The organism is Streptomyces sp. MMCC 100 (assembly GCF_041538145.2).
Taxonomy (GTDB): domain Bacteria; phylum Actinomycetota; class Actinomycetes; order Streptomycetales; family Streptomycetaceae; genus Streptomyces.
On the sequence record NZ_JBGORK020000001.1, the window covers coordinates 3,117,099 to 3,138,905 of the forward strand.

The window sequence follows — 21,807 nt, forward strand, 5'->3', positions numbered from 1 at the left end:
ATGCAGATTCGTGCCGGGTTCCATGCTTCGCCCCCCTGACCCCTGCTGCAACCCGTCTTCCGAACCCACCTCTGGCCGGGTCCGGGGGCACGCGGTGGCCGAGGCGTCGGGTGTCCCCGGAGGAACGCTGTATCTGCTGGGCAAGGTCGTCAACGGGCGGTCTCCCTGATCTGCGCCGCGGCGGGTTCGCCACGGTCGTGCACGACCGACAACGGGCAAGGACCTGTAGGAAGACCTCGGCTCCCCTCGCACGGAGATGCACGGACCTCAGGGCCCGGTCGAGCTCTTGTGCCGGAAGGCGCCAGGCAGCCCTTGACGGAATGTCAACGCCCAGCCGAGGCAGTGCGTTCAGTCCGTCGGCATGGTGGAGGAGCGATGGCATCGCAGCGGGCGGCCTCTCTCGACCGTGGCATCCGGTCGGCGCGAGCGTCTGTCCGTCGTGCGGGGAGTGAGTGCCGCGCCGGTGCCGCCCGTCGGATCGGCCGACTGGCCTTCACCTCTCCGAATGTCCTGCACGCGCTGCCGGCACCGTCAACAAGTGGGGCCATCGCCGCCCGGATGATGTCCGGCCGTCGGTTCGTCGCGTACGGGACTGATCACCTGACTGGCCCGGCACACAGAAGCACCTGCGGTTTGCAGCCGTAGCGGGGTCCGCCCCAGGGCCTGCGCCGCGATGCGGGCGCTACCGACCGCGACGATGATGGGAGTACATGAGCGCGGCCGGAGTCCCGAGCTCGGCAGGGGCCACCGACGCACAAGTGAGCGCCGTAAACATTTGGGTGTACGTTTGTCGTGCAGTCGCCGGGACCGGGACCGGGATTGGAGCAGATCAAGTAGACACGAGGGAGTGGATCAATCCCATGCATACAGTTCTGGGCGCCAACGGGCCGATCGGCGAAGAGCTCATCCGCGAGCTGCACCGCACCTTCACGCACGACATCCGGCTGGTCAGCCGCAATCCTGTGAAGATCCACGACACCGATCAGCTCGTCCGGGCCGACCTGACGGACCCCGAGGCCACGGCCCGGGCGGTCGAGGGCAGCGAGGTCGCCTACCTCACCGTGGGTCTGCCCATGGATTCGCAGCTGTGGGAGCGGCAGTTCCCCGCCATGATGCGCAACGTCATCGACGCCTGCGCGAAGTACGGCACCAAGCTCGTGTTCTTCGACAACACGTACATGTACCCGGGCACGACCGCCCCGCAGAACGAGTCGACCGGCTTCGAGCCGAACGGCCGCAAGGGCCGGGTGCGGGCGCAGATCGCGACGATGCTGCTGGAGGCGATGAGCGCGGGTTCGGTCGACGCCGTCATCTGCCGGGCGCCGGAGTTCTACGGTCCGGGAAAGACCAAGAGTCTGACCAACTCGCTGGTCTTCGACCGGATCGCGGCGGGCAAGCGGCCGCTGGTCCCCGTCAGCGCGAAGACCGTCCGGTCCCTCATCTGGACGCCGGACGCCAGCCGGGCCATGGCCCTGATCGGCAACACCCCGGACGCCTACGGCCAGACCTGGCACCTGCCCGTCGACCCGCACCGCCTCACCTACGCCGAGATGGTCGCAGTGGCCGGACAGGTCACCGGTCGCCGGATCGGGTACACCGTGCTGCCACTGGCCGTCTTCAGGATCGGCGGCCGTTTCGTCGGGCCGCTCGGAGAGGTCCAGGAGCTGCTGCCGCGCTACCGCGGTGACAACATTTTCGACGCCTCGAAGTTCGCGGCGCGTTTTCCCGACTTCACCGTCACCTCCTACCGTGAGGGCATCACCGAGATCCTCGGCTGAACCGCTCCCCAAGCGCAGAGCACAGGCTGAGCGCCGACCTTCCCCGCGGCGATGCTCGGGACCCGCAACGCACCGCATCTGAGGCTTGCTGATGCCGGACTGGGGTCGGCACTGTACATACGGGGACTGGGCGCTCCCTCCCCGATCCACGACTTCGCGAGCACCGAGAGGGCGGTCCGCCGCCTCGCCGAGCAGGCCGGGGACCGGGGACCGGGGACGCACAGAGTACGGCTGGGAAACCGGCTTCATGTTCACCGAGCGCGGGATCGTCGACACCGACGGCGAGTTCACCGACGCCGGGCGCGAGATCAAGCAACGCATCGCAGCCCTGACCGACGAGCTCGCCGTCGCGCCGTACGACACACTGTCTCCCGCCGAGCTCGAACCCGTCACCGCGACGCCGGCGGCCGCGGGCCGCAGTGACGAGCCGTCCCCACGGGCGGCTTCACCTCTTGGTTCTCACCGCACGTACCAGTTCGAGATAGTGGTCCCAGTTCCAGTTGGCTCCGGGGTCGGTGTGGGTGGCGCCGGGCACCTCGTGGTGACCGAGGATGTGGGTACGGTCCAGCGGAATCGCGTAGCGTGCGCACACGGCCTCGACGAGCGTCGCGGACGCGGCGTACATCTCCTCGGTGAACCGCGCGGAGGCATTGACCCATCCCTCGTGTGTGATGCCGATGCTGCGGTTGTCGTGGTCGGGGTCACCGGTGTGCCAGGCGATGTCCTTCTCCCGGACGCACTGGCCGATGTGGCCGTCCGCCGAGCGGACCACGTAGTGGGCCGAGGTTTTCCGGCCGGGGTCCTGGAAGACGGCGATGGCGTCGTCGAAGTGCTCCTGCGTGACATGGATGACCACGCGGCCGATCGGATGGCTGCGGGGACGCCACGCGGTGCGGTAGTTGGCGGGGTCGGCAGGCAGCCACTGCGCGCCCGGGTGGTCGACGGCCGGGCCGTCCGCGGAAGCGGTGCGGCAGGTGGCCGCGGTGGTAGCTGCCGTGGCCAGCGTGAGGGCGGCGCCGCGCAGGACCGTACGGCGTGACGGGGACGGGTTCCGGTTGACGTCGTCGTGGAGGATCGGTCCGGTCATGCTCCATCCTTCTTCGAGGTCCGGTACCAGTTGTGCTGGGCGAGCCTGGCGGTGTAGCGACCTTGCGGCAGATCGTCGGTGAGCCGGACCGACCACCGGTGCAGTCGCTGCATGAGATCGGCCTTGACCTTGCGCAGGCTCGGGTCGTCCCAGCGGTTGTCCAGCTCCATCGGATCCTTGTCGAGGTCGTACAGTTCGCCGTCGTCGACGACGTGCTCGTAGAGCTTGTAGCGGTCGTGCCGGATCATGCGCGACGAGCCACTCTGGGTCACGCTGTTCAGCTCGTCGTACCTGGAGCCTTCGTAGGGGAAGTGCAGCGGTGGTCGGGCGTCGTCGGGATAGGGCAGGCCGCCGTAGCCGCGCTCGGTGACGATGTCGGAGAACTCTGCGGCCGGGTAGTCGGAGCCGGTGACCATCTGCCACAGGCTGCGGCCCTGGACACCCAGGGGGATGGGGCGGCCCACCGCCTCGCACACGGTGGGCAGGATGTCGGCGATCGAGACGAAGTCCTTCGTGTTGTCCTTGGCCCGGACGCCGCAGCCGTGCACGATCATCGGGATACGAGCCAGGGCCTCGGGGATGCCGGCGCCCTTGCGCTGCAGGCCGTAGTCGGCGACGTAGTCGCCGTGGTCGGCGAGGAAGATCAGCAGGGTGTTCTCCCACAGGCCCTGGGCCTTGAGGTGGTCCACGAGCCGGCGCACCTGGTCGTCGATGAGGCGGAGCATGCCGCAGTAGGTTGCGCGGTAGCGACGCCAGTTGTCGTCGTAGCCGGGGCGCTTCTCCTCCACCAGGTCACGCAGCCACTTGTAGGCGCCGCCCTTGGCCTGTGCGGCCTCGGGGCCGCAGGACCGGTGGGGGACCTCGTCCTCGTCGAACATCGAGAAGTACGGTTCGGACACCTGGTACGGGTTGTGCGGCTCGGGCATGGAGACCCAGGCGAAGAACGGCTTGTCGGCGTCCCTGGCGTCCACCTGCTGGATGGTGTCGGAGACGATCCGGTAGGCGTACTGCTGCTCCGCGGGGAAGGGGGTGGGCGCGCTCGTCGGGCCCATGTCGATGGAGTTCAGCCAGGAGGTGAAGGCGCGTTGCTCGGTGGTGGTGTCCGGCCCCTTGGTGTGCCCGTACGGGCCGGAGAACGCGTCGTACTCCTCCGGATCGTCTCGGTACATGTGTGTCTTGCCGGCGAAGAACAGCTGGTAGCCGGCTCCTCGCAGGACATCGAGCAGGTCGTCGCCGCGCGACACGTCCAGCGGGCTGAGAGTGGAGTTCTGCCGTGCCCGGTGGGTGCTGGGCCATCTCCCGGTGAGCAGGCTGGTGCGCGCCGGGACGCAGGCCGGGGCGGTGGTGTACGCGCGGCGGAAGCGGGTGCCCTCGGCGGCGATGGAGTCGAGAAACGGCATCGTGTCCAGGGCGAAGCCCACGCCCGCGGTGAAGTCGGCGCGGAGCTGGTCGGTCATCACCAGCACGATGTTCGGAGCGGTCGGACAGGTCACAGTGTCCCCTTCCAGGAGAAGAACGTAAGCGGAGTCATCGGGCGGGGACGAGGATCAGCCGGCCGGTGCGACGGGCGGGCCCGCGTCCTGCACGGGGAGATCGCGCTTCCTCGTGCCTTTACTTGCTGCCTCGGCTCTGACGCTGGACGTACAGGCGGCTGTCCTTCCGGCCGGTCCACTCCAGTCGTACGACGCCGGGGACGGCGGCGTCGTCGATGCGTGAAGGGTCCTTCCAGTAGCCGAAGTTCGGGTTGCGGAAGAACGTCGCCCACAGTCGGCCGGCGTGGTCTTCGAAGAAGTTGTTGTGTCCGGCTCCGACGCCCGCGGTCCAGCGCTGGGAGTACGGCCCCTCGAATCGGTCGGAGACGGCGACGATCGCGTCGTACTGGTACTGCACACGGCCCGGACCGGGCGGGTCGTAGGCGTTGCGTGTGCTTCCGTAGGCGTCGACCGACGTGCGGTCCCACGCGGCGTGGACCAGGTAGTAACTGCCCCTGTACTTGAACACATGTGCGCCTTCGAGGTACGGCTCGGGGGAGTAGGGAGACTGCTGGAACTTCGGGAGGTTCGTGGTGGTGACGATGTCCTCCATGTCGTCCCGGAACCTGGCGTAGAGGTCGTTGTGCAGGACCAGCCAGGCGTCCTCGCCCTCGGTGTAGAGGCCGCCGTCGATGTGAAAGCGTGCCCCGGGCTCGATGTGCGGCACGTCGGGGAGCGCATCGCCGAAGGGTTTGGCGAGGTTGCCTTCGACCAGCCGGTACGGGCCCTCGACGCCGCCCTCGCTCACCAGCATGAACGAGCCGACCTTGCGGGAGTGGTCGCCCATGCATGCGACGATGTACCACTTCCCCCTGAAGCAGTGCACCTCCGGAGCCCAGACGTTGGCCCGCTTGGCGAACTGGTCGTCGTGCCAGTACTCCTGCCACGGGGCGACGACCGTGCGGCCGGGGCGGTTCTCTCCGACGAACTCGGGCGACCACACCTTGCCCTTCTCGGCGTCCGGCCGTATCGCCGTCGTGTCGGCGAGCGTCCACGGCCCCTCGAGCGAGGGCGCCACCCAGACGAAGATGCCGTCGTTCCACGGCCCGGCCGCGTCCAGCCCGGGTACACGGGTGGTGCCGGTGGCGACATAGAGCGGACGGCCGCCGATCACGAAGCAGTTGACGTAGGTGTCCCGCATCCATACCCGGCCGAGTTCCCGATCACGGGGGCGCAGTTCCAGCGGGAGTACGAAGGAGTTGTCCTCCCGCGGCCACAGGTCCAGCCGGATGTCGGCGATGCCGTACGGCTCGGGGTCGGGCCAGTTCGACGGGCGACGCGGTACCGGCGCTGCAGAGGGCGGAACGGGCACGGCTGCTTGTGCGGCGGTCGTGGGAAGGGCCGCTGCGGCTCCCAGGCCGGCGACACCGGCCAGCAGGGAGCGGCGGCGCAAACGATTCTCGGCACCGGTCATCAGTCGTGTCTCCTTCGACGTCCCGCCCGGAATCCGTGGCAGCTCAGGGGGAGCTGGGTGACGGGTGTGTGCCGCACAGCATGCGAACGCCGAACCTTTACGTCAACACCCCGGATGAATAAACTTTGGAACGCAAGAATCCAGTGGTCCTAGGACGCCGGACTTTCCTGGCGACAACCTGTGCCACGGATTTTTTGTCGGGGTGTTGACGGAATAATTGGACGTCCCTACCTTCCTGGCATGCAGACGCCCAGCCCTCGATGTCAGGACGACGAACATCGCGTTCGGTCCCGACGGGCATACCCTTGCCACCGCAACGGGCCAGCGCCGGTGTTGACGGTGTGGCCTTTGCGCCCGGTGGCAGAACGGTGGTCGGCTGGGGGCGCGGACGGAGCCGTACAGCTCTGGAGCGTCCAAGTGAACGGTGGACCCGGTGCGTTCACTGTGCGGATGGTCGAAGGGGGCCTTCATCGCCGAAGGGGGCCTTCATCGCCGGTCGGTGGCGTGACGAAGTGCCGCTGGGCCCCGCTTATTGCCCTCTGTCCCAGGGCCTGAATGACGCGTCGGCGAGCCCGGCGCGTGGGCCGGGCTCGCCGTCGGTGTTCCGGGCGGTCAGTGGTGACCGTGCGGCCGCAGCCACTGCGGTCGGTGGGCGGCCGGGCGGCGGTGTCCGGTCGGCTCCTCCGCGTCGTTCGTGCTGCCCCCGCCCTCCAGCCGGCCGGCCAGTGCGTCGCGCTCGGCGGTGGCCTGCTTGGCGGTCTGGCGTTCCCTGCGCCGCTTCTTGCCGCGGTGGCGCGCCAGCACCGTCCCGGCCAGGAGCATCCACATGCCCAGGCCGAAGATCAGTGTCAGGGCGATACCGCCGAGAAACGCCCCGAGCGTACTGATCGTGAATGGCTCGCTTCCCAGCAGTGTCACGGTGTAGTCCGGACCGCCGGACAGGTTGTACGCGATCAGCAGGCCTGCGAAGGCGGCGGCGCCCGCCATGAGCAGGAGACCCAGCACCAGCATATTTCTCACCTCGTCGCACGTGGATGTCCTCCACCCGGGTCACCATGAGGAATGGTGCAAAACGCGCAAGTTGGACTTGTGGTCCGGGCGGGAGGTGGGGCAGGGCCGGGGGCTGCCCCGAAGGCGCGGCGCTCGCCGGTGACCTTCGAGGCCGGGAGCCGCCCCGCCTTCGACGTTCCATCGAGGCCGTCCCCGTCGACCCTCACGTCGAAGACCGGATTGAGTCGCACGGGATTGGTGACGGCCTGCTTCCACGTCAGCCGGTCTCCGTCGAGGACGACGTCGCCCTGCGGTACTTCCCCCCTCGCCGCCTGCGGTACCGGTCAGAACGCCGTCCCGGCGGCGGAACTCGGCCACGGCCTTGATCCGGCCGATGGGAAGGTGCCCCGGCGTTCACGGGCGAACAGCCCCTCGACGGCATGCGCGATGTGTGGGCCCAACTCGCGCTCCAGCAGGTACAGGCCCAGATCGAGCCCCGAGGTGACCCCGGCGCCGGTGACGAGGTCGCCGTCGTCGACGACGCGGGCGTTCACCGCGTGGGCGCCGGTGGCACCGAGCATGTCGAGGCCCGGTAGTGGGAGGAGGCGTGGCGCCCCTCCGGCAGGCCGGCCATGGCCAGGACGAGGGAACCGCCGCGGACCGTCGCCGGTGCCGCGCGACCACTCCTCCCCGCCGGCGCCTCCGGTGCCCCGGCCTCCGGACCAGGCGCGGGGGCGTTCTACGCTGGCCGCCGAGTGCCGCTGCGCGCCGACCGACCCGCAATCCCCTGATCCCCCGGAGAAGGAGCCTCGCCCGTGGACCTGCGAGCCACCCTCGCCGCCCACCGTCTCGTCGCCATCGTGCGCGGGAACGACGCCGACGCCGCGCTGCGCACCGTGCTGACCCTGGCCGAGGAGGGCCTGGAACTCATCGAGGTGTCGCTGACCGGCAAGGACGCCCTCCTGGTCATCGAACGGGCCAGGGCGGCCCTCGGACCCGACCGCCCCCTGGGCGCCGGCACGGTCCTCACCGCCGACGACGCCGTGGCCGCCCACCGCGCCGGCGCCGACTTCGCGGTCACCCCGGGCCTGGGGGAGGGCGTCGTGGCGGCCCGCGAACGGGGCATGCCCGTCCTGGCCGGCGTCATGACACCCACCGACATCATCACCGCACGCACCCTCGGCGCCACCGCGCTGAAGATCTTCCCGGCGGCCCAGGCCGGTGGGCCCGCGTACGTCAAGGCCCTGCGCGGACCCTTCCCGCACGAGACCCTGGTGCCCGTCGGCGGCGTCGACGAGGCGGCCGCCCGCGCCCACCTGGCGGCCGGCGCCACCGCGGTCGGGGTCGGTTCCCCGCTGATCGGTGACGCCGCCGACGGAGGCAGCCTCGACGCCCTCCGTGTCCGCGCCCGTGCCTTCCGCGCCGCCGTGAGGGAGGCCCGGCCGTGACCGGCGCGCGGCCCGCGTCCGAAGGGGGCGACGACACCTCCGTACGCCTGCGCGGCGGCAACGGCCTCGGCACCGACCCGCGGACCACGAGCCCCTGGCGGCCGCCGCGGGGACCCGTCGTGTGCCTCGGGGAGACCATGGCGGCCATGGCCCCGGCGCCGCCGCACTCGCTGGACGGCGCGGACTCCCTCCGTGTGTCGGTGGCGGGAGCCGAGTCGAACGTGGCCATGTACCTCGCGGACCTGGGCCTGCCCGTCTCCTGGCTCTCGGCGGTCGGTGACGACGCACTCGGACGACGAGTGCGGGTTGCCATCGAGCGGGCGGGCGTGGACGTCTCCGGCGTGCGCACCGACCCGGCACGGCCGACCGGCCTGCTCCTGAAGGACCCGGGCACCGCCGGCACTCGCGTGCACTACTACCGCCAGGGTTCGGCGGCATCGGCCCTCGGCCCCGACCTCCTGGACGACGAACGCCTCGGCGGGGCCGCCCTCCTCCACCTGACCGGGGTGACTCCGGCCCTGTCCCCGTCGTGCCGGGCCTTGGTGGAACGGGCGCTCGGCACCCCGCCGGCGCGGCGCACCCACGCCGTCAGCTTCGACGTCAACCACCGCCCAGCGCTGTGGCCGCCGGACACGGCCGCCCGGGTGCTCCGGGATCTGGCCGACCGCGCGGACATCGTCTTCGTCGGCCTGGACGAGGCACAGGACCTGTGGGGCGCCGGCCTGACCGAAATCGACGTCCGTGGGCTGCTGAGCCGCCCGCGCGTCCTCGTCGTCAAGGACGGCGGGCGGGGCGCCACCGCGTTCACCGAGCAGGGTGTGTGCACCGTGCCCGCCCTGGCCACCGAGGTCGTGGAGCCGGTCGGCGCGGGCGACGCGTTCGCCGCCGGATTCCTCGCCGGACTGTGGCGCGGCACGGACCTCACCCGGGCCCTGCGCCTGGGCCACATCACCGCGGCATCCGCCCTGAAGGTCGTGGGGGACCACGGAACCCTGCCCGACGAGGGCACCGTCGGGGCCATGCTGGCCCTCGCCGAGCAGGACTGGTGTCAGGCGCCGATGTCGTAGAGCACGAACTCCTCCCACGAGCCCGTGACCTCGGCGGAGCGGGCGCGCAGCGCGTACTGGAGCGAACCGGTGTAGCCGTTCTCCATGGCCACGAAGAGTCCGTTCAGCGTGGACTGGAGCGCCCAGCGGTCGAGCGTCTCGTTGTAGTAGAGGACGAACCGCTCCCAGCCGCCCACACTCGTGGAACGGGCGCGCAGTACGTTCTGGGCGCTGCCGGTGTAGTTCTTCTCCACCGCCACATAGCGGTTGTTCGCCAGGGACCGCAGCGCGTAGGTCTCGCTGGCCTCGTCCCACTCGAAGGCGTAGCTCTCCCAGGAGCCGCCGAACTCGGTCGAACGGGCGCGCTGGACACCGGTGTTCGGCGCGGCGTAGTTCTTCTCGGTGGCTACGAAACGGTTGTTGCGGACCGACTGCACGGCCAGCAGCTCGGGCTCCGCGGCCGCGGCCGCGGTGGCGGCAGCGTCCCCGGCGGCGAGCGGGGCCCGCCGTGCGTCCTTCTCCCCGGTGATCCGTGCCAGAGCGGCGGCGTCCACCGCCTCCCAGCCGGCGGGGGCGGCCGCCGGCCCGTCGGCTCCGGGCGCTGCGACGGCGGTGGGAACGGTCAGCGCGGATGCCGCCAGCAGGGCGCTCAGGGACAGCAGGACGGAGGTCGTACGTCTCACGGGAATTCCTCGGCTTTCGTCACACGGATACCGGGGCGGCGGGACGAGAATCCCGCGGGAAATGGCAACCGGACATGACGGCGGCACCCCCCCGAATTTCTCCGCACCCCCCACAAGGCCGCGGTCGGCACCCCTCCCCGGGTGCCTCGGCAGCCGCTGCGCCGACTCGGCGGAGCGGTTTCAGCATAGTGATGTTGAAGCGCGGACCGACACAGTTTCCGCCCGTGATCGAGCGATCCGGGGCCGGAATTGCTCGGCATTGCGGATTCCGTGGTCCGCTGTTAATCCAGCGTCCACTCTCCGTTGCTGCGGCGATCGCCGCACCGGCCGGGCGCGGTCAGCACGACCTGTTCGTGGCCCCGTCGACGACGAACCCGAGCCCGATGCCGAGCATCCAGACGTCCTTCGCCAGGGCCGTACCCTCCTGGGTCGGGCGCAGGCTGCCTTCCTCGCGCATTCCCGGGGTGCGCAGATACAGACCCACCAGTCCGGCCGAGAACGCGGTCAGGCCGGCGCCCGCCAGGGCCGTCGGCACGATCGGCAGGAGCAGCGCCGCGCCGAGCGTGATCTCACCGGCGGAAAGCAGACGGAGGAAAGTCGTGGGCTGCATTTTGCCGAGGAACGGATAGGTGTTCTTCGCCATTCCGTGCATCATGGCGGCGGTCTGCTCATCGGCTCCGCGCTTGGCCAGACCGGAGTTGAGAATGAAGGCCCCGGTGGCCAGTCGTGGGGCGACATGCCTGAGTTCGATGGGCAGGCGCATGGGAACTCCTAGCGGCGTTTACTGGAGACAGACTCAGGCTACGGCGCGCCGGTGCCCCGCGCAGCGCGGGCGTGCGAGGTCTGCTCCGATCGGGTCAGGGCGCTGCCCCGTCGCGTACGCCCGGGCCAGTACGCCGGGTTACTCCCGCCGCGGGACGCCCGGGCGGCCGCCGACCGGCAGCGTGGGTGGGGTGAAACTCAACCGCCCCGCACGCAGGGCCTGCCTCGTCGTCCATGCCGTCGCCTCCGCCGCCTGGCTCGGGCTCACGCTCGGTCTGCTGGCGCTGGGCGTGACCGCGGCGACCGGCGCGTCCCCGGCCACGGTGGAGGCCGCCGTCCGCTGCATGAAGCTGTTCGCCGACTGGCTGCTGCTTCCCCTCGCCCTGCTCACCCTGGGCAGCGGTCTGGTGCTGGCCCTGGGCACGCAGTGGGGTCTTGCCCGGCACCGGTGGGTGTACACGAAGTTCTGGCTGACCCTGGGCACGACCGTCGCCACGTTCTTCGCGCTGCGCCCCGGCGTGAACGCGGCGGTCGCCGCCGTGGCCGCCGGCCGGCCGCTGCCCGACGCGGGGGACGTGCTCTTCGGGCCGGTCGTCTCCCTGTCCGCCTACGTCTTCATGACGGTGCTCTCGCTCCTCAAGCCCTGGGGACTCACCCGGCGCGGTCGCCGGCTGCGCGCGCGTCCGGCGGATGCCCGTCCGCCTCTCGCCCGCTCAGGCAAAGGGTGAAATCCTTTTCAGACGCAGGTAGGGTGAGCAGGTGGACCTTACGCGGAGTGAGAGGGCGCGGACGCAGGTGGTGACGATCCAGGACGTGGCGCGAGCCGCCGGAGTATCTCCGGCGACCGTCTCACGGGTCTTCAACGGCGGCAATGTCACCCCGGCACGGGCCCAGTCCGTGCAGCAGGCCGCGGCGGCGCTCGGCTTCGCGCCCAACCGCCTCGCCCGGTCGTTGCGCAAACAGCGGTCGAGCGTGATCGCGCTGCTCATCCCGGACATCGAGAACCCGTTCTTCACCTCGCTCGCCCGAGGCGTCGAGGACGCCGCGCAGCGCACCAGTCTCTCGGTGGTCCTGTGCAACTCCGACGAGGACACCGACAAGGAGCGCCGCTACCTGGAGGTTGCGCTCGGCGAGCAGATGGCCGGCGTGATCGTGGCGGCGGCCTCCCAGGACGAGACGGACCTCGGACCGCTGATCGCCCGGGGTGTCCCGGTCGTCGCCGTCGACCGCCGTCCCCGGGACGCGGAGGTGGACGCGGTCCGCCTCGACGACCGCCACGGCGGTGAGGCCGCCACCCGGCACCTGCTGCGGGCGGGATACCGCAGGATCGCCTGCATCACCGGACCCCAGGGCGCCTCGACCTCCGAGGAACGCCTGGCCGGTCACCGGTCCGCGCTGCGGGCGGCGGGGCCGGAGGGGGGCGCGGACGACACCTACGTACGCCACGCCGACTTCCGGGTCGAAGGGGGCCGCGCCGCGATGCGCGATCTGCTGTCGCTGCCCGAGCCGCCCGACGCCGTGTTCGTCGCCAACAACCTCATGACCATCGGCGTGCTCGACGCCCTGCGCGAGGCCGGGCTCACCCCGCCCGGCATCGGTGTCCTCTCCTTCGGCGACGTCCCCTGGGCGTCACTGGTGCGGCCGTCCCTGTCGGCCGTGGAGCTGCCCTCCTACGAGCTGGGGCGTACGGCGGCCGACCTGCTGCTGCAGCGCATGGAGGGCGGCGACGCGCCCCTGCAGACCGTGGTGCTGCGCACGACGCTCCAGGTCCGGGAGAGCACCGGCGGCCCGGCCGGTCACTGAGCGGCCGGCCCCCGGGCGCACGTCCGCGGCGCCGCACCGGTCCCCTCGGCCGGTGCGGCGCCGCTCGACAGCGCTGAAGCGCTCCCCCTACTTGATGCCGGACGTCTTGATCGACTCGACGATCTGCCGCTGGAAGACGAAGAAGAGGATCAGCATCGGCAGCGCGGCCACCGTCGCCGCCGCCAGGATGTAGTTCCAGTTCGACGTGTACTGCGTCTGGAACGAGGCGATACCCAGCTGGACCACCGTCAGGTCCTGGTCGCTGGTGGCGACCAGCGGCCAGACGAAGGCGTTCCAGTTGGCGAGGAAGAAGAAGATCGCCAGCGCGGAGAGGATCGGCCGGGACATCGGCAGGACGATGTTCCAGTAGACCCGCCAGTGGCCGCAGCCGTCGATGACGGCCGCCTCCTCCAGCTCCTTGGGCAGCCCCAGATAGAACTGGCGCAGCAGGAAGATGCCGAAGGCGTTGAAGATCGCCGGGATGATCAGACCCGCGTAGCTGTCCAGCAGGCCCAGCTCGCGGGCGACCATGAACAGCGGGATCAGCACCACGGGCGCGGTGACCAGCAGGGTCGCGAAGATCGCGCCGAAGAGCTTCTCGCGGCCCGGGAAGCGCAGCCGGGCCAGCGCGTAGGCGGCCATCGAGTGGAAGAACAGGGCCGCGATCGTGATCACCGCGGAGATGAAGAAGCTGTTCCACAGGTAGCGCGCGAACGGCACCTCCGTGAAGACGTACACGAAGTTGTCGAAGGTGAAGTCCGTCGGGATCAGCTTGCCGTCGGTGACGGTCTCGCGCGTCTTGAAGGACGACGTGAGCATCCACAGGACGGGCAGGACGCTGATCACCGACAGGACGACGGCCAGGATCGTCAGCCCGGCGCGCGGGGAGAGCGGCCGGCGCCGGCCGGTTCCGGTGCCGGATCCGCCGGGGCTGCCGGACTTGCCGGCCCCGGTCGTCAGGGTGTCACTCGCCATCGTCGAACCTCCCGCCTCTCGTGAACTTGAAGATCACCGCGGAGACGGCGACCATGATCAGCACCAGGAACGAGCCCATGGCCGACGCGTAGCCGTACTCACCGAACCCGAAGGCCTGCTGGTAGATGTAGAAGATCGCCAGCGAGGTGCCGTTGGCGGGTCCGCCGTTGGTGAGGACGAAGATCAGGTCCAGGCCGCCGGTGATGGCCGCGACCGTGGACATCATCAGGACGAAGAAGCTGGTCGGGCGGAGCAGCGGCCAGGTGATGGAGCGGAACTGCCGCCACGGACCGGCGCCGTCCAGCTTCGCGGCCTCGTAGTACTCCTGGGGGATCTCCTGGAGACCCGACAGGAAGATGATCATGTAGTAGCCCATCATCACCCACACCATGACCGCGATGACGCAGCCGAGGGCGAGGGAGGGGCTGCCGAGCCAGGACTCGCCGTCCAGGCCGGCCGCCCGCATGGCCCGGTTGACCGCGCCGGTCTGCTCGTCCAGCAGGAACTTCCACAGCACGCCGACCACCACGAGGCTGATGACGTACGGCAGGAAGAGCGCCGTGCGGTACACGCCCATGCCGGGCAGCTTCTGCTTCACCAGCAGGCCGAGCCCGAGGCTCACACAGAACAGCACGGGCACGAGGATCACCACGTACAGGCCCGTGATCTTCATGGAGTCCCAGAACAGCGGGTCGTTCATCATCCTCTCGTAGTTGCCGAGCCCGATCCACTCGTAGCTGCCGAAGCCGCTGACCTGGAAGAAGCTCAGGGCGATGGAGAGCACCATCGGGACGGCGACGAAGACCAGCAGCCCCAGTACGTCGGGGGCGAGGAAGAGGGCGGCGGCCAGCCACTCGCGGTGCTTGCGGCTCAGCCCGGAACCTCTCGAGGAGGCCGGTGCCTGCGCGGGGGCCGCGGCGGCCCGGCGCTCCTTCGCGGCGACGCTGCTCATATCAGGCTCGCCCCCTTGTAGCTCTTGGTGTAGGCGTTGATGGACTGGGTGGCCCGCTCGATCTCGCTCTGCACGCCGCGGCCGGCGAGCATGGTGCCCTGGATGGCGTCGGAGATCGCCTTGTAGACCACCGGGGGGTAGCGAGGTTCGGCGCGGCCGCCGGGGAAGACCTCGTCCTTGAACTTGCGCATCACCTCGGAGTCGTAGCCGCCCTTGGCGGCGCCGCGTTCCAGGGCGGTGGCGCGGGGTGCCACGTCGGACTTGGCGCCGACGCACCAGTCGACCATCCGGTCGATGGACTCGTCCTTCATGGAGCCCAGCGCCCAGACGCAGAACTCGGCCGCCGCCTCGGGATCGCGGCCCTGCGCGTTGGCGCAGAAGGACCAGCCGCCCAGCGCGGTGACGTAGTCGCCGCCCGGGGGAGTGGGGAGCTTGAAGACGCCGTAGGGGTAGTCGGGGGCGAAGGCCTTGAAGCTGGAGACGTTCCAGATGCCCTGCTGCCACATGCCGACGTTGCCGCCCTTGAAGCCGCCGATCACGTCGCCCGCGGCGGGCACGGTGCGCGGGGCGATGCCGTGCCGCACGGCGTCCTGCCACAGCGCGAGGGCCTGCCGGGTGGCCTTGGAGTCGAAGGCCACGTCGCCGCGCTCGTCGAGGACGTCGCCGCCGCCCTGCCACATCCAGGGGTACCAGGTGAAGTTCTGGTAGTAGCCCGGGTTGGTCTCGAAGACGAGCCCCGCGGTGGTGCGGCCGCGCAGTTTGTCGCCGACGTCGAGCATCTGGTCCCAGGTGGTGGGGATGTCGGCCTCGGACAGGCCGGCCTTCTCCCACAGGCCCTGGGAGTAGAACATCGCCAGCGGCTCGACCTCCATGGGGAGGGCGTAGACCTTGCCGTCGACCTTGCGGCTGTCCAGGGCGGAGCCGAAGTCGTCGATGGCCGCCTTCTCCATGTGCGGCGTGAGGTCCTCCAGGACGCCGCCGTTGTAGTACCGCAGGAAGTCGCCGGGGGAGAGCATGAAGATGTCCGGGCCCTCGCCGGTGGCGAAGGCGGAGGGCAGCTTGAATCCGTTGAGGTAGGTGGGCTGCGGCAGGTAGACGAGGTCGATCTGCGTCTTGTGGGTGGCGTTCCACTTCCCGACCATGTCGGTGAACCACTTGGACTGCGCGTTGATCGCCGGGTCGGGCGAGCGCTGGGGTCCGTAGAAGTTCCAGAACTGGAGGTTGCCCCCCTTCGCCTGGGCCGAGCCGCAGCCGGTGAGCAGCGCCGGGGCCGCGACGGCCGCGCCGATGCCCGCCGTGGCGGTGAGGAAGCGGCGGCGTGAGGTGCCGGCCGGGGACGGGGCCGGGTGCCCGGCTTCGTTGCCGTGCTGGAGCATGCGTGCGCTCCTGTCGGAGTGGGATGGGGTCGGAGGTGGGACGGGACTCGGAGGGACGAGCGGGGTCAGTCGACCTCGAGCGTGAGCAGGTCCGGAGTGGCCGGACGGGAGGCGCAGGCGGGCGCGTCCAGGTAGAAGAGCGAGGTGCTCGCGATGTCGTCGCTGGTGTGCCGGTAGCGGTGCGGCAGGCCGTTGCCCTGCCCCGGGCCGATGCCGAGGCTCTGCACGGTGACGCGGAGGTCCTCGGCGAAGCGGATGGGGTCCAGGACGTGCCAGCGATACATCCCGAACCGCTGCTGGCTGCCGTACAGCCCGTCCGGGCGCAGGATCTGGTTCAGACCGAGGTACGGGGTGGTGTACGCGGTGTAGCCCTGCCCGGGCACGTCGAAGTTCCAGGCGCCGCCGAAGTAGTCCTCGGTGCCGGTGCCGCAGATCGTCGGGTACTCCTCGTCGCCGTCGAGGTAGAACTTCAGCTCGCCCTCGCCCCACCAGCCGGGGCTGTTGACGCCCCACGCCATGTACGTGCCCACGTAGCTGCCGGCGCCGGTGACACCGTCGAGCAGGGTGTGCACCTCGCCGAACGGCACGGGGTGGCTGCGGCGCCACTGGGCGTGGAAGTAGGAGGCGTCCTCGCCGACCTCGTCCAGCTCGTAGTCCACCTGGTAGTACAGCGTGACCTTCTCGGCGGTCAGGTTCTCCAGGGTGATGCGCGCCTTGCGGCGGAAGGGCATCGGCCAGTACGCGTTGAAGCCCCCGTTGGGGTTGGCCGCGACGGGGACGGAGGAGACCTGGCTGAAGACGTTCCAGCCGTTGCAGAAGAAGTCGCCGAGCGGGACCTCCACGGCCGGGGTCTCCTCCCCCTCCCAGTACATCCGCAGCAGGGTGCCGCGCCAGGCGCCGTGCGGGTCGGTGGTGCACCACAGGTGACGGATGGTGCCGGGACCCTCGATGTCGGCGAGCACCGCCGTCTCACCGGCGGCGATGTCGATGCTGGGGGAGATCTTCCAGCCCGGCCCCAGCCGGCTCGCCGCGACCGCTCCGGTGCCCTCCGTGGCTCGGCCGCCGCCGGCCCTGGCGCCGGTGAAGTTCTCGGCGCTGATGGAACGGCTGACGGCTCGCGTCCTGCGGGAGATGCCGTCGAGTCCAAAGGTCGTCATCGTGTCTTGCCCTCAAGGTGGAGTTGCGGAGTGCGCCGTGGGCCCGAAGGGGCGTCGTGGGCGCGGGGAGGACGGTACGCCGTCGTCGATGCCGCGTGGCGTTCCCGCATCCCTGAAATCCATTTCACCGAAACGTAGAGCTGCCTCCAAGGGGTGTCAAGAGCTGAGACGGTCGCGCGTTTCCGCGCGTGGCGCACCCCGTCTGACCCGGCCTTCTACGGACAAGTCCCGTCTTGTGCGCGCTCCCTTGACGCTGAAATCGATTTCTGCGAACGTGCTGGCCATGCCTCGCAACGCAGTCATCGGTGTGGACATCGGCACCTCGAGCAGCAAGGGCGTACTCGTCGGTCTCGACGGCGCCCTGATCCGCTCCGCCGTACGGGAGCACACCCCCGCCAGGCCGGGCCCCGGCCGCTTCGAGATGGACGCCGCCGTCTGGTGGGACGAGTTCACCGCCCTCGCCCGCGAACTGACCGCCGCCGGCGACGTCACCGTCACCGCCGTCGGCGTCAGCGGCATGGGACCGTGCGTCCTGCTGACCGACGAGCACGACACACCGCTGCGCCCCGCGATCCTCTACGGGGTGGACACCCGCTCGGTCCGCCAGATCGAGCGCATCGAGGCCCGGCTCGGCGCGAAGGAGATCATCCGCCGGGGCGGATCCGCCCTCACCACCCAGGCCGCCGGACCCAAGATCGCCTGGGTCGCCGACGAGGAGCCCGAGCACTACGCCCGCGCCCGCCGCCTCTACATGCCCAGCTCCTGGCTGGTCCGCAGGCTCACCGGTGCCTACGTCCTGGACCACCACTCGGCCAGCCAGTGCACGCCGCTCTACGACACTCACGCCCGCCAGTGGTACGCCCCCTGGGCCGCGGAGGTCGCCCCCGGCATCGAACTGCCGCCGCTGCGCTGGTCCGGTGAGGCCGCGGGCACCCTCACCGAGGACGCCGCCCGGGAGACCGGCCTGCCCGCCGGCATTCCCGTCACCACCGGCACGATCGACGCCTGGGCGGAGGCCCTGAGCGTGGGCGCCCAGCACACCGGCGACCTGATGCTGATGTACGGCACCACCATGTTCCTCGTCCATACCGTCCCCGAGCCCCTCACCAGTGAGTCCCTGTGGGGTACGGTCGGCGCCCTGCCCGGCACCCGCAACCTGGCCGGCGGCATGGCCACCTCCGGGGCGGTCACCAACTGGCTGCGGGACCTGTTCGCCGACGGCGACCACGCCGCCCTCACCCGGCAGGCGGCCGAGTCCGGCCCCGGGGCCAACGGCCTGCTGATGCTGCCGTACTTCTCCGGGGAACGCACCCCGGTCATGGACCCGGACGCCCGCGGCGTGATCGCCGGTCTGACGCTGTCCCACACCCGCGGCGACCTCTACCGGGCGGCCCTGGAGGCCACCGGCTTCGGCGTCCGGCACAACATCGAGGTCATCGAGGCGGCCGGCGGCGACATCCGCCGCGTGGTCGCCGTCGGCGGCGGCACCCAGGGTGCCCTGTGGACGCAGATCGTCTCCGACATCACCGGCCGCCCGCAGGAGCTGCGCACCATCACCATCGGCGCCAGCTACGGGGGCGCGCTGCTGGCCGCCGGGCTCGTCCAGGGCGTCTCCGTCGACGACTGGAACCCGGTGCGCGAGACGGTGACACCACGCGCCGAGCACACCAAGCGCTACGACGACCTCTACGCCCTCTACCGGCGCCTCTACCCGGCCACCTCGGACGTCGTCCACACCCTGGCGACGCTCCAGGACCGCTGACCGACCGCCCGCCCGGGCCGAGGAGCGACTGCCCGTACGGGCCGTCGACCGACTGCCCGCACGGGCCGCTGACCAACTGCTCCCGGGCGGCCGACCGACCGCCCAGGAGCCGTGAACGACCCGCTCGACCCGCGCCTGCCCCACCGGCCGGACGCACGACCAACGGAGACCGCATGACCGCGTACACCCTGCCCGTACTCCACGAGCCGCCGGCCGCCGAGCCGGCCACCGTCTACACCGTGACCAGCGGCGATCTCCGCCCCGCCGCCAACACCACCTGCTGGCCCACCCAGGAGAAGCTGGAGAAGGACCTCGAGGCCGCCGTCACCGCCCTCGGCCGGCAGGTGCGCCGCGGCCATCCGGTCGACGAGGCCAAGGGCCACGGGTTCATCGACAGCCAGCGCGCCGGTATCGAGGTCTTCAAGAACCTGCCCAAGGACGCCCCGCTGATCGTCGTCGAGGCCGTGTGGCAGTACAGCCACCACGTCCTCGCCGGGCTCCGCGACCACCGGGGCCCGATCCTGGTCGTGGCCAACTGGAGCGGCGAGTTCCCGGGCCTGGTCGGCCTGCTCGGCCTGGCCGGCAGCCTGACCAAGGCGGGCATCGACTACTCCGTCCTGTGGAGCACCGACTTCACCGACGAGTGGGCGCGTGAGGGCCTGCGCACCTGGCTGGAGACGGGCACCCTCACCCACGACACCAGCCACGTCCGGCCGCTGCCCGAGCTGCCGAAGGACGCCGAGACCGAACTCGGCACGGCCCTCGCCCGACAGCTGCGCGAGGAGAAGGCGATCATCGGCGTCTTCGACGAGGGCTGCATGGGCATGTACAACGCCATCATCGACGACGAGTTCCTCAACCCGCTCGGCATCTACAAGGAGCGCCTCTCGCAGAGCGCCCTGGTCGCGGAGATGAGCAAGGTCTCCGACGAGGAGGCCCAGGCCGTCCGCAGCTGGCTCGACGCCGCCGGCATGACCTTTCACACCGGCACGGACGAGGCCACCGAACTCACCGACGCCCAGCTGCTCAGCCAGTTCAAGATGTACATCGCCGCGCTGCGCATCTCCGACGACTTCGGACTCGACGCGGTCGGCATCCAGTACCAGCAGGGCCTCAAGGACACCGTCCCGGCCAGTGACCTCGCCGAGGGCCTGCTCAACAACGTCCAGCGCCCGCCCGTGCGCAGCCGCGACGGCGCCCGCGAGCTGTACGCCGGCGCGCCGCTGCCGCACTTCAACGAGGTCGACGAGGGCGTCGCCGTCGACTCCCTGGTCACCAACCGCATCTGGACGGCGATGGGCCTCGACCCGGCCACCACGCTGCACGACATCCGCTGGGGCGAGGAGTACGACGGCCGCTTCGTCTGGGTCTTCGAGATCTCCGGCTCCGTCCCGGCCTCCCACCACGGCGGCTACGACAAGTCGTACAGCATGCGGCAGCCGCCGATGTTCTTCCCGCTCGGCGGCGGCACCCTCAGCGGTGTGTCCAAGCCGGGTGAGATCGTCTGGTCGCGCGTGTTCCTGATGGACGGCCGCCTCCACGTCGACCTCGGCCGCGCGAGCGTCGTCGAGCTGCCCGAGGAGGAGACGCGGCGCCGGCTGGACGCCACCAACCCCCAGTGGCCGATCATGCACGCGGTCCTGCACGGCGTCACCCGCGACCAGTTCATGGCCCGCCACCGCGCCAACCACCTCAACGTCGCCTACGCACCCGACGCGGCCACCGCCGACCGGGCGCTGCGCGCCAAGGCCGCCCTCTTCGCCGAACTGGGCGTCGAGGTGCACCTGTGCGGGGATGTGGCGCTGTAGTACTCCCGGCGTTCCGCCCGTCGCCCCCGACGGGCGGAACGCACCCACGATTCCGAGGAGTTCCGCATGTCTGAAATGGCAGGTTCACGACATGAAGAGGGGCGGGGCCGGCCGGAAGCGGCTCGAGGGCCGAGCCGACGCCTCCTGCTCCGCACGGGCCTCGGCCTGACGGCGACCGGCCTGGCCACCGGCGCCGCGACCGCGAGCGCGGCGCCGGCGAGTGCGGCAGCCGCGAGCGCCGCCGCCGTCACCGGCAGGAAGATCCGCGACCTCACGGGGCCCGCAGAGACGGGCCCGTTCGGCGCCGCCTGGACCGACCTCGGCATACCCGTCCGCTGTCCCGACGGCACGATGCTCTTCGTCTGCGGCGACACCTTCGACGGCGACGGTGTGGGCGACGGCGACTGGCGGGCCCCGGTGGGCCTGCGGGCCCGGCGTCCCGACCTCGACGCCCTCGTCATCGACGACAGCGTGGGGGGCGCGCACGCCGTCGGACTGGTCCCGGAGGGCCACGAGAACAACACCACCGCCATACCGTCGGACGTCTTCACCGTCGGCGGCACGATGTACATGCACCTGATGCGGGGTGTCCTCTACCAGACCCACCACTCCGACTTCTGGCGCTCGACGGACAACGGCCAGACCTGGCAGTACCTGTGCCAGTGGCCGGGCGACCAGTACGGCGGCCAGTTCCAGCAGAAGACGTACGCGGTCGCCGACGACGGCTACTGCTACGTGCTGTCCACGGTGTTCAACCGGGACGTGGCTTCCGACCTCCTGCTGCACCGTGTCCGTCAGGACCGGGTGGGCGACCCGGCGGCCTACGAGCCGTGGGGATACGCGAACGGCGCCTGGGCGTGGGGCAACTACCCGACGACGATCACCGCCCGTCGCCGGTGGGGCGAGATCTGCTGCCGCGCGATGGGCGGCCGGTACGCCCTGACCTGGCTGAACATGGAACCCCTGTCGATGCGCGCCCAGATCTTCGCGCTCCCGACGAGCAACCTGTTCACCGCCCCCGAGCAGACCGTCATCGTGCCGACCACCCCGGGCCACGAGTCGGGCAACGCGGTCGCCAGCCCCTACGGCGGCTTCATCGTCCCCGGATCGACCTTCAGCGACTTCGACATCGCCGTGAGCCAGTGGTACGACGACCGCAACTACCGGGTCATGCAGTACCGGATCAACGGTCTCGCGGTCTGAGCACGTTCCCCGTCCCACCCCTCGAGGAGTA

At 70.5% G+C, this 21,807-nt stretch carries 18 protein-coding genes and 3 pseudogenes; 9 read left to right on the top strand and 12 right to left on the bottom strand.

The genetic code is table 11. The features are described from left to right. Positions 1–860: 860 nt before the first annotated feature. Both ABS735_RS14420 and ABS735_RS14425 read left to right on the top strand, forming a co-directional pair. A complete protein-coding gene (locus ABS735_RS14420) occupies positions 861–1,778 on the top strand; it encodes an NAD-dependent epimerase/dehydratase family protein (RefSeq protein ID WP_373905784.1) in 918 nt (305 codons plus the stop codon). A gap of 91 nt (positions 1,779–1,869) precedes the next feature. Then, positions 1,870–2,166 (top strand): annotated as a pseudogene (locus ABS735_RS14425) (helix-turn-helix domain-containing protein); the annotation flags it as partial. A 57-nt stretch (positions 2,167–2,223) separates the two neighbouring features. Here the strand turns inward: ABS735_RS14425 and ABS735_RS14430 are convergent. The 6 genes and pseudogenes from ABS735_RS14430 to ABS735_RS14455 form a co-directional block, all read right to left on the bottom strand. Then, positions 2,224–2,865 carry an N-acetylmuramoyl-L-alanine amidase gene (locus ABS735_RS14430; RefSeq protein ID WP_373905783.1) on the bottom strand — a complete coding sequence of 214 codons (642 nt, stop codon included), beginning with the start codon at positions 2,863–2,865 and terminating at the stop codon, positions 2,224–2,226. Further along, positions 2,862–4,358, bottom strand: a complete 1,497-nt coding sequence (locus tag ABS735_RS14435) for a sulfatase family protein (protein ID WP_373905782.1) — start codon at positions 4,356–4,358, stop codon at positions 2,862–2,864. Before ABS735_RS14435 ends, ABS735_RS14430 begins: the two co-directional genes overlap by 4 nt. A gap of 118 nt (positions 4,359–4,476) precedes the next feature. Further along, positions 4,477–5,811, bottom strand: coding sequence for a family 43 glycosylhydrolase (locus ABS735_RS14440; RefSeq protein WP_373905781.1), 1,335 nt, complete (start codon positions 5,809–5,811; stop codon positions 4,477–4,479). A gap of 612 nt (positions 5,812–6,423) precedes the next feature. After that, on the bottom strand, positions 6,424–6,822 hold the full coding sequence (locus ABS735_RS14445) for a hypothetical protein (protein ID WP_373905780.1): 399 nt from the start codon (positions 6,820–6,822) through the stop codon (positions 6,424–6,426). Between the two features lie 110 nt (positions 6,823–6,932). Beyond that, positions 6,933–7,197, bottom strand: a pseudogene (locus tag ABS735_RS14450) (hypothetical protein); the annotation flags it as partial. Continuing rightward, a pseudogene (locus ABS735_RS14455) lies at positions 7,146–7,468 on the bottom strand (DJ-1/PfpI family protein); the annotation flags it as partial. The pseudogenes ABS735_RS14450 and ABS735_RS14455, both read right to left, overlap by 52 nt. Before the next feature lie 148 nt (positions 7,469–7,616). Here ABS735_RS14455 and ABS735_RS14460 point away from each other — a divergent pair. Both ABS735_RS14460 and ABS735_RS14465 read left to right on the top strand, forming a co-directional pair. Beyond that, complete coding sequence (locus tag ABS735_RS14460; protein WP_373905779.1) at positions 7,617–8,249, top strand: bifunctional 4-hydroxy-2-oxoglutarate aldolase/2-dehydro-3-deoxy-phosphogluconate aldolase; 633 nt, start codon at positions 7,617–7,619, stop codon at positions 8,247–8,249. After that, complete coding sequence (locus ABS735_RS14465) at positions 8,246–9,316, top strand: sugar kinase (RefSeq protein ID WP_373905778.1); 1,071 nt, start codon at positions 8,246–8,248, stop codon at positions 9,314–9,316. Before ABS735_RS14460 ends, ABS735_RS14465 begins: the two co-directional genes overlap by 4 nt. On the opposite strand, the gene ABS735_RS14470 is transcribed toward ABS735_RS14465, so the two are convergent. Beyond that, the gene (locus tag ABS735_RS14470) at positions 9,298–9,978 is read right to left on the bottom strand and encodes a fascin domain-containing protein (RefSeq protein WP_373905777.1); all 681 of its coding nucleotides are present in this window, start codon (positions 9,976–9,978) and stop codon (positions 9,298–9,300) included. The two genes, ABS735_RS14465 and ABS735_RS14470, sit on opposite strands and share 19 nt — an antisense overlap. A 337-nt stretch (positions 9,979–10,315) precedes the next feature. Further along, entirely contained in the window at positions 10,316–10,741 is a 426-nt protein-coding gene (locus ABS735_RS14475) for a hypothetical protein (protein WP_373905776.1), read from the bottom strand. A 190-nt stretch (positions 10,742–10,931) separates the two neighbouring features. On the opposite strand from ABS735_RS14475, the gene ABS735_RS14480 reads away from it, so the two are divergent. Together ABS735_RS14480 and ABS735_RS14485 are read left to right on the top strand one after the other, a co-directional pair. Then, the gene (locus ABS735_RS14480) at positions 10,932–11,468 is read left to right on the top strand and encodes a DUF2269 domain-containing protein (RefSeq protein ID WP_373905775.1); all 537 of its coding nucleotides are present in this window, start codon (positions 10,932–10,934) and stop codon (positions 11,466–11,468) included. A 70-nt stretch (positions 11,469–11,538) separates the two neighbouring features. Beyond that, positions 11,539–12,543 carry a LacI family DNA-binding transcriptional regulator gene (locus ABS735_RS14485; RefSeq protein WP_373905774.1) on the top strand — a complete coding sequence of 335 codons (1,005 nt, stop codon included), beginning with the start codon at positions 11,539–11,541 and terminating at the stop codon, positions 12,541–12,543. A gap of 87 nt (positions 12,544–12,630) precedes the next feature. Here ABS735_RS14485 and ABS735_RS14490 read toward each other — a convergent pair whose 3' ends face one another. The 4 genes from ABS735_RS14490 to ABS735_RS14505 form a co-directional block, all read right to left on the bottom strand. After that, complete coding sequence (locus ABS735_RS14490) at positions 12,631–13,518, bottom strand: carbohydrate ABC transporter permease (RefSeq protein ID WP_373905773.1); 888 nt, start codon at positions 13,516–13,518, stop codon at positions 12,631–12,633. Continuing rightward, positions 13,508–14,470 (bottom strand): carbohydrate ABC transporter permease, encoded by a 963-nt coding sequence (locus tag ABS735_RS14495; protein WP_373905772.1) that lies wholly within the window; start codon positions 14,468–14,470, stop codon positions 13,508–13,510. Before ABS735_RS14495 ends, ABS735_RS14490 begins: the two co-directional genes overlap by 11 nt. Further along, positions 14,467–15,846, bottom strand: coding sequence for an ABC transporter substrate-binding protein (locus tag ABS735_RS14500; protein WP_373905771.1), 1,380 nt, complete (start codon positions 15,844–15,846; stop codon positions 14,467–14,469). The genes ABS735_RS14495 and ABS735_RS14500 overlap by 4 nt, the downstream gene beginning before the upstream one ends. A 65-nt stretch (positions 15,847–15,911) precedes the next feature. Continuing rightward, positions 15,912–17,003: a glycoside hydrolase family 172 protein gene (locus tag ABS735_RS14505; RefSeq protein ID WP_373905770.1), complete on the bottom strand. Its 1,092-nt coding sequence runs from the start codon at positions 17,001–17,003 to the stop codon at positions 15,912–15,914. 283 nt (positions 17,004–17,286) lie between these two features. Here ABS735_RS14505 and ABS735_RS14510 point away from each other — a divergent pair, with 283 nt between their 5' ends. The 3 genes from ABS735_RS14510 (at position 17,287) to ABS735_RS14520 (ending at position 21,776) form a co-directional block, all read left to right on the top strand. Beyond that, complete coding sequence (locus tag ABS735_RS14510) at positions 17,287–18,765, top strand: FGGY-family carbohydrate kinase (protein ID WP_373905769.1); 1,479 nt, start codon at positions 17,287–17,289, stop codon at positions 18,763–18,765. A 173-nt stretch (positions 18,766–18,938) separates the two neighbouring features. Next, on the top strand, positions 18,939–20,573 hold the full coding sequence (locus ABS735_RS14515) for a fucose isomerase (RefSeq protein WP_373905768.1): 1,635 nt from the start codon (positions 18,939–18,941) through the stop codon (positions 20,571–20,573). A gap of 75 nt (positions 20,574–20,648) precedes the next feature. After that, positions 20,649–21,776: a DUF4185 domain-containing protein gene (locus ABS735_RS14520; protein ID WP_373906210.1), complete on the top strand. Its 1,128-nt coding sequence runs from the start codon at positions 20,649–20,651 to the stop codon at positions 21,774–21,776. Positions 21,777–21,807: the final 31 nt, after the last annotated feature.